Here is a 12,939-nt window from a genome sequence, read left to right as displayed (position 1 = left end):
TTCAGTCCCGGTGCAGCCGGAACACCACCTCTTCCAGGCGCTTCACCCCGCGGTCGAGAAACTTCCAGTTCTCGCCCAGCACATCCAGGCGCTCCAGTTCCACGACCTGCCACTGCGCGAAGCGCTCCCTCACTTCATCCGCCGGCACCGCGAACGGCGGCCCGGACATCTGCTCCTGGGGGTATTCCAGGGTGACCAGCAGGCCATCCAGCGGTCGCGGCAGGATGGTGGACAGGTGCCGCGCATAGTCCTTGCGCATGTCCGGCGGCAAGGCGATGAGCGCGGCGCGGTCGTAGAGCGCCCGGCAATCGGCCAGATGTTCGGCCGTCAGGTCGAAGAAGTCGCCCTGGAGGATTTCCACGGCGCCATACCGGTAACAGCACAGCGCGCCACGCTGCTCCACCTCGGGCTGCCAGCCCTGCTCGGCGAAGAAATCCTTCACCGCGCGCTCGGCCAGCTCCACCCCCAGCACCCGGTAGCCCTGCTCCGCCAGCCAGACCAGGTCACGCGACTTGCCGCACAGCGGCACCAGCACGCGCGCGCCCCTTGGCAGGGCCAGCGCCGGCCAGTGACGAACGAGGTAGGGGTTGACCTCGGCGAGGTGGAAACCGATTTCGTTGCGCGACCAGCGCGCCTGCCAGAAGTCTTCGTGCATGGGCTCCATTCCTGCTGCGGTGCAGGCCGGATTGCCTGCACGGAATCGGCGGAGCGGCTCCGCCGGATGCCCATGATCGCCCAGCCGGGCGTCTGCCGCTAGCGACCGCGCAGCAACGCCGGCCGCAGCGGCCAGTGCAGCCAGCCGTGGCGCTCGGCCTGCTCGCGCTGCTCGACCACCCCCAGGCTCACCCGCCCCGCGCGGATGCGGCGGACGATGAGTTCGGTACCGTCGTCGAGCACGAAACGATCGCCTTCCCGAAGGATCAGCTCTTGCCTGAAGGCTTGCATGGATGGAACCTCGAACGCTGGAAACGACGACTGCACCGCGGGGCGCGAATTATCCTCACCCCCGCCCCTCAGCCAAAGAGACGCAAGCCGCAACTTGCTGTGGCTCTTTTCCGAGAATAGATGGCTTTGCGACGCAGCCGGCAAAAACGCCTCGACCCCGTCACAGTCGAGAGCGACCACTCGTATTGGAGCGGCCACTGGCCATCCAGGTTCCGCCCGACCGTCGCTTCGCGGCACAGCTTGATGGCATCGAATTAACGGATTGTTATGGTCGAAAACCCATACTGGATTTCGATCTATCCCAGCGGGAACATAACGCCATTCCCCTGGAGGTGTTCCATGCTCCCCACCCTGTTCATATCCCACGGCTCCCCCATGCTGGCGCTGGAGCCCGGTGCCAGCGCGGCACCTCTCCAGCGCCTGGCCGCCGAGCTGCCCCGGCCGAAGGCGATCCTGGTGGTATCGGCGCACTGGGAAACGCCGGACCTGCGCGTCACCGCCAATCCCCGGCCGGAGACCTGGCACGACTTCTACGGCTTCCCCCGCGCCCTTTACGAGGTCCAGTACCCCGCGCCCGGCGCCCCGGAGCTGGCCCAACGCGTCGTCGAACTGCTGGCCAGCCAGAACATCCCGGCCAGCCTGGACGCCGAGCGGCCACTGGACCACGGCGCCTGGGTCCCGCTGAGCCTGATGTACCCGGCCGCGGACATCCCGGTGCTGCAGCTGTCGCTGCCCAGCCGCCTCGGTCCGCGCCTGCAGGACCACATAGGCAAGGCCCTGCGCCAGCTGCGCGAGGAAGGCATCCTGCTCATCGGCTCGGGCAGCATCACCCACAACCTCGGCGAACTGGACTGGCACGCCGGCCCCGACGTGGTCGAACCCTGGGCCCGGGCCTTCCGCGACTGGATCGTCGAGAAGCTGGCGCGCAACGACGAAGCCGCGCTTTTCGACTATCGCCAGCAGGCACCGTCGGCAACGCGAAACCACCCCAGCGACGAACACCTGCTGCCGCTGTACTTCGCCCGCGGCGCCGGCGGCCCCGCCATGCACATCGAGCACGCTGGCTTCACCCTGGGCGCCCTGGGCATGGACATCTATCGCTTCGGCTGAGGCTCGCCACGAAGGGAAGGATGAGGCAGTCCATGCGGCCATGGCGATGGGTATCGCTTCGCTCAACCCATCCTACGTAGCGGCCCCGTAGGGCGCATAACGCTGCGGCGTTATCCGCTGATCGACTTACGGGTGGGAATGCCGGGCTTCAAGGCACCCTGTAGGAGCGGGCCCTGCCCGCGATTTCGCGCGCAGGGCGCGCTCCTACAATTGAAATCGCGTGGGTGGGGCAGCGTAGGAGCGGATCTCATCCGCGAATCGCGCCGGATCGTCCGGCTATCGCGGACAAGGTCCGCTCCTACGTTGCAGACGAGCACGGCTCGCGCCTACATGGGATGGCGTCGGTATGCGGCGGATACAAAAAAGGCGGAGCAGGTCACCCTGCTCCGCCTTTTCTCACAGCCGATGGATCAGTACTTCTCGACCTCGGCCTTGTCGCTCAGTTGGCGACGGAAGGCGGCGAAGTCTTCCTGGCCGCTGCGCGAGGCGAGGAACTGGCGATACATGGCCTTCTCCTGGTCGCTCAGGGTGGCGCTCGGCTCGCTGACGCCGTTCAGGCGGATCAGCACGTAGTCGCCATTGCCCAGGGTCACGCCGGCGAAGGTCGGTTGCTCGGCCTTGGCCGGGCGCGCCATGCGGAACACTTCCTGGAGCAGCTGCGGATCGACGCCGTCCTGGCCACGGGAAGCGGCTTCCACCACTTTCCAGGTCTGGCCGCTCTGGGCCTGGGCCAGCGGCGTCTTGCCGTCGCGCAGGCCCGCCAGCAGGGCTTCGCCCTGTGCCTTGGCGGCATCGGCTGCATGCTGGCGCTGCAGCACTTCGCGGATGGAAGCGGTGACTTCCTCCAGGGTCTGCTGCTGCGGCTTGTGGTGCTCCTTGACGCGCAGCACCACCACGGTGTCCGGATCCAGCTCGATGGCGCCACTGTTGGCGCCATCCTCCAGCACCTCGGTGCTGAAGGCAGCCTGGACGACCTGGCGGTTGGCGGCGACGCCCTCGCCGCCCTCGCGGCCGAAGGGCTTGCTGGTCTCGACCTTCAGGCCCAGTTCCTGGGCCGGTTGGGCCAGGTCGGAGGCTTCGTAGGCAGAGCTTTCCAGCTGCTTGGTGGCGTCGACGAAGCGCTGCTCCACCAGTTGGCTCTTCAGGTCCTGTTCCAGCTTCGGCTTCAGGCTGGCGAAGCTCGGGACTTCCGGCGCCTGCACGCCCAGCAGCTTGATCAGGTGCCAGCCGTACTGGGTACGCACCGGCTCGGACACATCGCCCTTGGCCTTCAGGCCGTAGAGCGCATCCTCGAAGGCCGGGTCGTAGACGCCACGGCCGGCATAGCCCAGGTCACCGCCATTGTTGGCGGAGCCGACGTCGTTGGATTCCTCCTTGGCCAGCTTGGCGAAGTCCTCGCCCTTGGCCAGGCGCGCCTTGATCTCTTCGATCTTGGCCTTGGCCTGGGCATCGGTCTGCTTGGCGTTGACCTCGACGAGAATGTGCGCGGCGTCGCGCTGCTCGGAGAGACCGGCGATTTCCTTCTGGTACTGGGCCTGCAGGTCCTCGTCCTTGGCGACGACCTGGTTGAAGAAGGACGACTTCTTCAGCTCGATGTAGTCGATCACCACCTGGTCCGGGCTCATGAACTCGGCCTTGTGGGCATCGTAGTAGGCTTTGATGTCGGCGCCCTCGACCTTGGCCTTGGACGGATCGGCCTTGAAGGTCAGGGTGGCGAAGTCGCGGGTCTGCTTCTCCAGGCGGGCGAAGGCCTGCAGTTCGTTGTCGGTGACGAAGCCGGAACCGGCGATGCCGGCGCGCAGTTGGCCGATGAGCATTTCCTGCTCGAGCATCTGGCGGAACTGCATGCGGGTGTAGCCGTTCTGGCGCAGCGCCTGGTCGAACTTGTCGGCGTTGAACTTGCCGTCGACCAGGAATTCGGGAGTCTGCAGGATCAGTTGGTCGACCTGCTGCTGGGTGAAGGCGAACTTGTCGTTCTGTGCGGCCTGGAGCAGCAGCTTGCGCTCGATCAGGCCCTTGAGTGCGGCGTCCTTGAGCAGCTTGTCGTCCAGGGTCGAGGCGTCGAAGTCCTTGCCCAGGCGCTGCTGCAACTGGCGGCGCTGCATTTCCTGAGCCTGCTGCAGCTCGGGGATGCTGATGTCATCGCCATTGACCTTGGCAGCGACATTCTCATGATGGGTAGCCCGGATGATGGCATCGAAACCGGTCAGCGCCATCAGCACGACGATGACACCGATGATGGTCTTGGCGATCCAGCCCTGGGAATTGTCCCTGATGTTTTGCAGCATGCGGCCCCCAAAAGCGGCCACGCACCTGCCGTCAGTGGCGGCGAGGCGTGGGTATTTAATATGCGGATATGAGAAAGGCGCATCCGAGGATGCGCCTTCTCGCAACTGGCGGAGCTAGCGGGCCAGGCCCGCGACCCCCGGCGATGCGGGATGGTAACCCATCCCGAGCGCCGCTCCGCGGCCGATCCGACGCTAGGCCGGACCGGACAGGTCAAGTCCAGAAAGACGCTTAGTTGACAGCATCCTTCAGGGCTTTACCGGCTTTGAAGCCCGGGATCTTAGCGGCAGCGATCTTGATCGGCTTGCCGGTTTGCGGGTTGCGACCGGTGCGGGCAGCACGCTCTTTGACAGCGAAGGTGCCGAAGCCAACCAGTACGACGGAGTCACCCGCCTTCAGGGCGCCAGTGACGGACTCGATTACCGCGTCCAGAGCGCGACCGGCAACAGCTTTCGGGATATCAGCAGATGCGGCAATTGCATCGATCAGTTCCGACTTGTTCACTCTAAGTCCCCTTATTTCTGTTGAGTATGTTTCTATGTGTTAGGTGTAAGCAAAAGCAGGTGCTGGTTTGCCAACTGACAAAGCAAGTGCCGCTTTATAACAAGGGCCCAAAAACAGTGTCAAGAAAGCCCCCCGGCTAATGCGTGCTGATTCGCTCCTTGGAATCAGACTCGCGTTTTTCATCCTTTGCAACCATCTCGGGAGCCGCATCGGGCAAGGGCTCCGGCGTGTATTGCAGCGCAATTTGCAGGACCTCGTCAATCCATTTAACCGGTTTAATAACGAGATCTGCCTTAATGTTATCCGGAATTTCCTTGAGATCACGGACATTTTCTTCCGGGATGATCACGGTTTTGATTCCCCCGCGGTGGGCCGCCAGAAGTTTTTCCTTGAGCCCGCCGATGGCCAGCACCTGGCCGCGCAGGGTGATCTCGCCAGTCATGGCGACGTCCGCGCGCACCGGGATCTGGGTGATCGCCGAGACCAGCGCGGTGCACATGCCGATGCCGGCGCTGGGGCCGTCCTTGGGCGTGGCGCCTTCCGGGACGTGGATATGGATATCGTGTTTTTCGTGGAAGTCCGCCGGAATTCCCAGACTTTTCGCACGACTACGCACGACGGTCAGCGCAGCGGTGATGGACTCCGCCATCACGTCGCCCAGCGAACCGGTCTTGGTCAGCGCGCCCTTGCCGGGGACGATGGCCGACTCGATGGTCAGCAGTTCGCCGCCCACCTGGGTCCAGGCCAGCCCGGTGACCTGGCCGATCTGGTCCTGCTGCTCGGCGAGGCCATAGCGGAACTTGCGCACGCCCAGGTAGTTCTCCAGGGTCTCGGTGGTGACCTTGGCCTCGATGCGCTTGGCCCTGGCCCCCTCCTTCACCGCCTTGCGGCAGACCTTGGCGATCTGCCGCTCCAGGCTGCGCACGCCCGCCTCGCGGGTGTAGTAGCGGATGATGTCGCGGATGGCCGCTTCGTCGAAGGTCAGCTCGCCCTTCTTGAGACCATTGGCCGCAGTCTGCTTCGGTACAAGATATTTCGAGGCGATGTTGACCTTCTCGTCCTCGGTGTAGCCCGGCAGGCGGATGACTTCCATGCGGTCCAGCAGCGGCGCCGGGATGTTCATGGAGTTGGCCGTGCAGAGGAACATCACGTCCGAGAGGTCGTAGTCGACTTCCAGGTAGTGGTCGTTGAAGTTGTGGTTCTGCTCCGGGTCCAGCACCTCCAGCAGCGCCGAGGCCGGGTCGCCGCGCATGTCGCTGCCCATCTTGTCGATCTCGTCGAGCAGGAACAGCGGGTTGCGCACGCCCACCTTGGTCATCTTCTGGATCAGACGGCCGGGCATGGAACCGATGTATGTGCGGCGGTGGCCGCGGATCTCGGCCTCGTCACGCACGCCGCCCAGGGCCATGCGCACGAACTTGCGGTTGGTGGCGCGGGCGATGGACTCGGCCAGCGAGGTCTTGCCCACGCCGGGCGGGCCGACCAGGCAGAGCACCGGGCCCTTGACCTTCTTCACACGCTTCTGCACGGCGAGGTATTCGAGGATACGTTCCTTGACCTCTTCCAGGCCGTAGTGGTCGGTGTCGAGAATGTCCTCGGCCTTGTCCAGGTCGTGGCGCACCTTGCTCTCGGCCTTCCACGGCACGTTCACCAGCCAGTCGATGTACGAGCGCACCACGGTGGCCTCGGCGGACATCGGCGACATCTGCTTGAGCTTGTTCAGCTCGGCGTTGGCCTTGGCCAGCGCCTCCTTGGTCAGGCCGGCGGCGTCGATGCGCTTCTTCAGCTCCTCGACCTCGTTGTGGCCCTCGTCGATGTCGCCCAGCTCCTTCTGGATGGCCTTCATCTGCTCGTTCAGGTAGTACTCGCGCTGGCTGCGCTCCATCTGCTTCTTCACGCGGCCGCGGATGCGCTTCTCGACCTGCAGCAGGTCGATTTCGGCATCCAGCATGGCCAGCACGTGCTCGACGCGGGCGGCCAGCTCGGTGATTTCGAGGATTTCCTGCTTCTGCTCGATCTTCAGGGCCATGTGCGCGGCCATGGTGTCGACCAGGCGGCCCGGCTCGTCGATGCTGTTCAGCGACGACAGCACTTCGGCCGGGACCTTCTTGCCCAGTTGCACGTACTGCTCGAACTGGCTCAGCAGGCTGCGGATGAAGACCTCGGACTCACGCTCGCCGACCGGCGCCTCGTCGATGATCGACACTTCGGCGCGGCAATGGGCGTCTTCGTCGATGAAACGCTCGACATGGCCGCGCTGCTCACCTTCCACCAGGACCTTCACGGTGCCGTCGGGCAGCTTCAGCAGCTGCAGCACGGTGGCCACGGTGCCCATGCGGTACAGGCCGTCTTCGCCCGGGTCGTCGTCGGCGGGGTTCTTCTGCGCCAGCAGGAGGATCTGCTTGTCGCTGGTCATCGCGGCCTCCAGGGCCTCGATGGATTTCTCGCGCCCCACGAACAGGGGGATGACCATGTGCGGATAGACCACTACGTCACGCAGGGGAAGCAGGGGCAACTCGACGAGTGTTTTCATGATATTCGGCTCTACAGCGGCACTTGGCCAAAAAAGATGGGGTTAGACCCTTGGACCTAAGATGGGGTTAGGCCAGGGAAAAAACAAGCGCGGTAGACGGGAAGGAAAAAGGGGGCCCGAAGGCCCCCTTTTCTTTATGCCTCAGGCGCAGCCTTGGCAGGCTGCTCGCTGTTCTCGTAGATCAGCAGTGGCTGGGACGAGCCGTCGATGACGCTCTCGTCGATGACCACCTTGCTGACCTCGGTCTGCGAGGGGATTTCGTACATGGTGTCGAGCAGGATGCCTTCGAGGATCGAACGCAGGCCACGGGCGCCGGTCTTGCGCTCCAGGGCCCTGCGGGCAACGGCCTTGAGGGCGTCCGGGCGGAACTCCAGGTCCACGCCTTCCATCTCGAACAGCCGGGCGTACTGCTTGGTGAGGGCGTTCTTCGGCTCGGTGAGGATCTGCATCAGCGCCGCCTCGTCGAGCTCGTCGAGGGTGGCGATGATCGGCAGGCGGCCGACGAACTCCGGGATCAGGCCGAACTTGACCAGGTCTTCGGGCTCCACTTCGCGCAGGGCCTCGCCGACCTTCTTGCCCATCTCCTGGCTGCGCACTTCGGCGCTGAAGCCGATGCCGCCCTTGGTGGAACGGTTCTGGATGACCTTTTCCAGGCCGGCGAACGCGCCACCGCAGATGAACAGGATGTTGCGGGTGTCGACCTGCAGGAACTCCTGCTGCGGGTGCTTGCGGCCGCCCTGGGGCGGAACCGAGGCGACGGTGCCCTCGATCAGCTTCAGCAGGGCCTGCTGCACGCCTTCGCCGGACACGTCACGGGTGATGGACGGGTTGTCCGACTTGCGCGAGATCTTGTCGATCTCGTCGATGTAGACGATGCCCATCTGGGCCTTCTCTACGTCGTAGTCGCACTTCTGCAGCAGCTTCTGGATGATGTTCTCGACGTCCTCGCCCACGTAACCGGCTTCGGTCAGGGTGGTGGCGTCGGCGATGGTGAAAGGCACGTTCAGCAGGCGCGCGAGGGTCTCGGCGAGCAGCGTCTTGCCCGAGCCGGTCGGCCCGATCAGCAGGATGTTGCTCTTGCCCAGCTCGACGTCGTCCTTGCGGTCGCGCTGATTCAGGCGCTTGTAGTGGTTGTAGACCGCTACCGCCAGGGTTTTCTTGGCACGTTCCTGGCCGATCACGTACTGATCGAGGATGGAACGGATCTCTTTCGGCGCCGGAAGCTTGTGCGCGCTACTCTCCGCCTGTGCTTCCTGCACCTCCTCGCGGATGATGTCGTTGCACAGGTCGACGCACTCGTCGCAGATAAAGACCGAGGGGCCGGCAATCAACTTGCGCACTTCGTGCTGGCTCTTGCCGCAGAAGGAGCAATACAGCAGCTTGCCGTTGTCCTCGCCGTTGCGGGTGTCAGTCATTAGATCGTTCCAGTCGGATAGGGCTTGAAACACAAGATGAAGGCAAATGCGGGCATTTTCAAGCCCGCGAAACGGCCGGTCGCCCGGCCGCGTTCGAGCGGAAAGACTCAGGCGGCCGAGGGGCGCTGAGTGTAAACCTGATCGATCAGACCATATTGCACCGCTTCCTCGCCGCTCATGAAGCGGTCGCGGTCGGTGTCGCGGGCGATGACGTCCAGCGGCTGGCCGGTGTGGTGCGCCAGCACCTGGTTCAGGCGCTCCTTGATGAAGAGGATTTCCTTGGCGTGGATCTCGATGTCCGAGGCCTGGCCCTGGAAACCGCCCAGCGGCTGGTGGATCATCATCCGCGAGTGCGGCAGGCAGTAGCGCTTGCCGGCGGCGCCGCCCGCCAGGAGCAGCGCGCCCATGCTGCAGGCCTGGCCGACGCAGATGGTCGACACGTCCGGCTTGATGAACTGCATGGTGTCGTAGATGGACATGCCGGCAGTCACCGAACCGCCCGGCGAGTTGATGTACAGGTGGATGTCCTTGTCCGGGTTCTCGGCTTCGAGGAACAGCAGCTGGGCCACCACCAGGTTGGCCATGTAGTCCTCGACCTGGCCGACCAGGAAGATGATCCGCTCCTTCAGCAGGCGCGAATAGATGTCGTAGGAACGCTCACCGCGGGCGGACTGCTCCACCACCATCGGCACAAGGCCACCGGCGGCCTGGATGTTCGGAACTTGCGGCATGAAGGTATTCGGCATGTCCGACGATCACTCCCTAATGAAATAGATATGTCTCAAAGACATAAGCCAGCCCGAGGGCTGGCTTATGACGATCGAACGAAGGGTTGGATCAGGCCGCCACAGGAGCTTCAGCAGGCTTGACCGCGTCTTCGTAGGATACCTGCTTATCGGTCACTTTGGCCTTCTGCAGGACAGTATCTACAACTTGTTCTTCCAGTACAACCGAGCGCACTTCGTTCAGTTGCTGGTCGTTCTTGTAGTACCAGGCGACCACTTGCTCGGGCTCCTGGTAGGCCGAAGCCATCTCTTCGATCATCTCGCGAACGCGGGCTTCGTCGGCCTTCAGCTCGTGCTGCTTGACCAGCTCGGCGACGATCAGGCCCAGGACCACGCGGCGCTTGGCCTGCTCTTCGAACAGCTCGGCCGGCAGTTGCTCGGGCTTGATGTTGCCGCCGAACTGCTGGACGGCCTGCACGCGCAGACGGTTCACTTCGTTGCCGATCAGGGCCTTGGGCACTTCGATCGGGTTGGCGGCCACCAGACCTTCCATCACCTGGTTCTTCACCTTGGACTTGATGGCCTGGCGCAGTTCGCGCTCCATGTTCTTGCGAACTTCGGCGCGGAAGCCTTCCAGGGTGCTTTCCTTGATGCCGAACAGGGCGAAGAACTCTTCGGTCAGTTCCGGCAGCTTGGGCTCGCTGACAGTGTTCACGGTGACGGTGAACTCGGCGGCCTTGCCGGCCAGGTCGAGGTTCTGGTAGTCCTCGGGGAAGCTCAGGTTGAGCACGCGCTCTTCACCGGCCTTGGCGCCGACCAGGCCTTCTTCGAAGCCCGGGATCATGCGGCCGGAGCCCAGCACCAGCAGGGTGCCCTTGGCCGAACCGCCGGCGAAGGTTTCGCCGTCGATCTTGCCGACGAAGTCGATGTTCACCTGGTCGTCGTTCTGCGCGGCGCGCTCGACGGCCTCGAAGCGGGTGTTCTGCTTGCGCAGGATTTCCAGCATGTTGTCGACGTCGGCGTCGGCCACGTCGGCCTGCAGGCGCTCGACCTCGATGCCGTCGAAGCCGGCAACCTGGAATTCCGGGAAGACTTCGAAGGTGGCCACGTATTCCAGGCCCTTCTCCTTCTCGAACACTTTCGGCTCGACGGACGGAGCGCCGGCCGGGTTCAGCTTCTGCTCGACCACGGCTTCGTAGAAGGTTTCCTGGATCAGGTCACCGAGGGCTTCCTGACGAGCGGCGGCTTCGTAGCGCTGGCGGATCACGCTCATCGGCACCTTGCCGGGACGGAAGCCGGGAACCTTGGCGCGACGAGCGGTCTGCTGCAGACGCTTGTTGACTTCGGTCTCGATGCGCTCGGCCGGCACGCCAACGGTCATGCGGCGCTCAAGAGCGGAGGTGCTTTCAACGGAAACTTGCATGGATATTCCTCGTGGCACAGACGTAAGCCGGTCCTTCCGGCTCCCAGAATCAAGGGCAAGCATTCTAGTCACAAGAAATGCAGAAGTCACCCAGGCTGAAAGCGGCGGAAATACTCGGGCTGCGAGAGCTTCTGGAAAAGAATGGTGCGGACGGAGAGACTCGAACTCTCACAGCTTGCGCCACCGGAACCTAAATCCGGCGTGTCTACCAATTTCACCACGTCCGCAGGGAACCGCAGAAACGAAAACGCCAGGCTCGGGGCCTGGCGCTTCGGAATATGGGGTGGACGATGGGAATCGAACCCACGACACCAGGAGCCACAATCCTGTGCTCTACCAACTGAGCTACGCCCACCATATTACATGCTTCACCGAACGCCAGTATGGCGCACCCGGCAGGACTCGAACCTGCGACCATCCGCTTAGAAGGCGGATGCTCTATCCAGCTGAGCTACGGGCGCTTTAGTGGCTGCAACCCTTGCTAAGCAGATCAGTGGAAACCACTGAACCGGTCTGCACTGCCTTGGCTTTCTTGCTTCAGGCTGTGCTCGGCAAGCGGGGCGCATGTTAGCGACGAGCCCTACCCTCGTCAACGGTTTTTTCAAAAAAATTTCAAAGAGATAAAGGAGTTACGGCAAATCGGGGACGGCCCGCCTTTGCCTTATGTGGACGGCGTGCGAAAATGCGCGTCCTTTTTTCCCCGTCTCTATGGTTGCTCCTCCGACATGACCGCAAAACTGATCGACGGCAAAGCGATCGCCGCCAGCCTCCGCCAGCAGATAGCCCAACGCGTCGCCGAGCGCCGCCAGCAAGGGCTGCGCATTCCCGGCCTGGCGGTGATCCTGGTCGGCAGCGATCCGGCATCCCAAGTCTACGTCGCGCACAAGCGCAAGGATTGCGAGGAAGTGGGCTTCCTGTCCCAGGCCTACGACCTGCCGGAAAGCACCACCCAGGAAGAACTGCTGGGCCTGATCGACCGCCTCAATGCCGACCCGGCGATCGACGGCATCCTGGTCCAGCTGCCCCTGCCCGCCCAGCTCGACGCCTCGCAGTTGCTGGAACGCATCAACCCGGACAAGGACGTGGACGGCTTCCACCCGTTCAACGTTGGCCGCCTGGCCCAGCGCATCCCGCTGCTGCGCCCGTGCACCCCGAAAGGCATCATGACCCTGCTGCAAAGCACCGGTGCCGACCTGTACGGCATGGACGCGGTGGTGGTGGGCGCCTCCAACATCGTCGGCCGCCCCATGGCCCTGGAGCTGCTGCTGGCCGGCTGCACCGTGACCGTCACCCACCGCTTCACCCGCGACCTGGCCGACCACGTGCGCCGCGCCGACCTGGTGGTGGTGGCCGCCGGCAAGCCGGGCCTGGTCAAGGGCGAGTGGATCAAGGAAGGCGCCATCGTCATCGACGTGGGCATCAACCGCCAGGCCGACGGCCGGCTGGTGGGCGACGTGGAATATGAAGTGGCGGCCGAGCGCGCCAGCTGGATCACCCCGGTGCCGGGCGGTGTAGGCCCGATGACCCGCGCCTGCCTGCTGGAGAACACCCTGTACGCTGCGGAAGAGCTGCACGCCTAGCAGGCAGCCCTGCCCCGACGGGAAAAGGCCGCATCCGCGGCCTTTTTTCATGGCGAAACCATTGCATCCCGGCACCTTGTAGGAGCAGGCCCTGCCTGCGATTCGCGCGCAGGGCGCGCTCCTACATGGGAATGGAGCGGCGGGGGCAGCGTAGGAGGGATCTCATCCGCGAATCGCGCCGGAACGTCCGGCTATCGCGGACAAGGTCCGCTCCTACGTTGCAGCCCCGCAGGATGGGTTGAGCGAAGCGATACCCATCGCCGTGACCGCATGGGTTTCGCCAAGGCTCAACCCATCCTACGAAAAGCGCTTCGGTGCAGTCGGCAAGACAATTGCTCCTACGGTTCCAGGAAGCACGGCTTTTCGTAGGATGGCGTTGAGCGAAGCGATACCCATCACCACGGCAGCATGGGTTTCG

Annotated in this window: 10 protein-coding genes and 3 tRNA genes; 2 read left to right on the top strand and 11 right to left on the bottom strand. The window is 63.8% G+C overall.

Annotated features, from left to right (window positions below; genetic code table 11):
- Position 1: 1 nt before the first annotated feature.
- Positions 2-655 (bottom strand): thiopurine S-methyltransferase, encoded by a 654-nt coding sequence (locus tag RN02_RS14400; RefSeq protein WP_043315053.1) that lies wholly within the window; start codon positions 653-655, stop codon positions 2-4.
- A gap of 98 nt (positions 656-753) precedes the next feature.
- A complete protein-coding gene (locus RN02_RS14395) occupies positions 754-945 on the bottom strand; it encodes a hypothetical protein (protein WP_009623417.1) in 192 nt (63 codons plus the stop codon).
- Positions 946-1,284: 339 nt separating this feature from the next.
- Between RN02_RS14395 and RN02_RS14390 the strand changes: the two genes are divergently transcribed.
- The gene (locus RN02_RS14390; RefSeq protein ID WP_043315052.1) at positions 1,285-2,055 is read left to right on the top strand and encodes a DODA-type extradiol aromatic ring-opening family dioxygenase; all 771 of its coding nucleotides are present in this window, start codon (positions 1,285-1,287) and stop codon (positions 2,053-2,055) included.
- 410 nt (positions 2,056-2,465) lie between these two features.
- Here the strand turns inward: RN02_RS14390 and RN02_RS14385 are convergent, their stop codons facing one another.
- The 9 genes from RN02_RS14385 to RN02_RS14345 all read right to left on the bottom strand — a co-directional run bounded on the left by RN02_RS14385 (position 2,466) and on the right by RN02_RS14345 (position 11,402).
- A complete protein-coding gene (locus RN02_RS14385; RefSeq protein WP_043315051.1) occupies positions 2,466-4,343 on the bottom strand; it encodes a SurA N-terminal domain-containing protein in 1,878 nt (625 codons plus the stop codon).
- A gap of 229 nt (positions 4,344-4,572) precedes the next feature.
- On the bottom strand, positions 4,573-4,845 hold the full coding sequence (gene hupB, locus RN02_RS14380; protein ID WP_003087931.1) for a nucleoid-associated protein HU-beta: 273 nt from the start codon (positions 4,843-4,845) through the stop codon (positions 4,573-4,575).
- Between the two features lie 136 nt (positions 4,846-4,981).
- Positions 4,982-7,378 (bottom strand): endopeptidase La, encoded by a 2,397-nt coding sequence (gene lon / locus RN02_RS14375; protein WP_009623456.1) that lies wholly within the window; start codon positions 7,376-7,378, stop codon positions 4,982-4,984.
- 134 nt (positions 7,379-7,512) lie between these two features.
- Positions 7,513-8,793 (bottom strand): ATP-dependent Clp protease ATP-binding subunit ClpX, encoded by a 1,281-nt coding sequence (clpX, locus tag RN02_RS14370; protein WP_009623458.1) that lies wholly within the window; start codon positions 8,791-8,793, stop codon positions 7,513-7,515.
- A gap of 107 nt (positions 8,794-8,900) precedes the next feature.
- Entirely contained in the window at positions 8,901-9,539 is a 639-nt protein-coding gene (clpP, locus tag RN02_RS14365) for an ATP-dependent Clp endopeptidase proteolytic subunit ClpP (RefSeq protein ID WP_009623460.1), read from the bottom strand.
- A gap of 91 nt (positions 9,540-9,630) precedes the next feature.
- On the bottom strand, positions 9,631-10,941 hold the full coding sequence (tig, locus tag RN02_RS14360) for a trigger factor (RefSeq protein WP_043315050.1): 1,311 nt from the start codon (positions 10,939-10,941) through the stop codon (positions 9,631-9,633).
- Positions 10,942-11,083: 142 nt separating this feature from the next.
- A tRNA-Leu gene (locus RN02_RS14355) sits at positions 11,084-11,168 on the bottom strand.
- A gap of 52 nt (positions 11,169-11,220) precedes the next feature.
- Positions 11,221-11,296, bottom strand: a tRNA-His gene (locus tag RN02_RS14350).
- A gap of 29 nt (positions 11,297-11,325) precedes the next feature.
- Positions 11,326-11,402 (bottom strand) — tRNA-Arg (locus tag RN02_RS14345).
- Between the two features lie 264 nt (positions 11,403-11,666).
- Between RN02_RS14345 and folD the strand changes: the two genes are divergently transcribed.
- Positions 11,667-12,521: a bifunctional methylenetetrahydrofolate dehydrogenase/methenyltetrahydrofolate cyclohydrolase FolD gene (gene folD / locus RN02_RS14340; RefSeq protein WP_043315049.1), complete on the top strand. Its 855-nt coding sequence runs from the start codon at positions 11,667-11,669 to the stop codon at positions 12,519-12,521.
- Positions 12,522-12,939 lie beyond the last annotated feature (418 nt).

The sequence above is a fragment of the Pseudomonas sp. PI1 genome, from assembly GCF_000812405.1.
GTDB lineage: Bacteria > Pseudomonadota > Gammaproteobacteria > Pseudomonadales > Pseudomonadaceae > Pseudomonas > Pseudomonas citronellolis.
The sequence above is the reverse complement of the archived record's forward strand: the minus strand, read 5'-3'. Positions and strand labels throughout refer to the sequence as shown.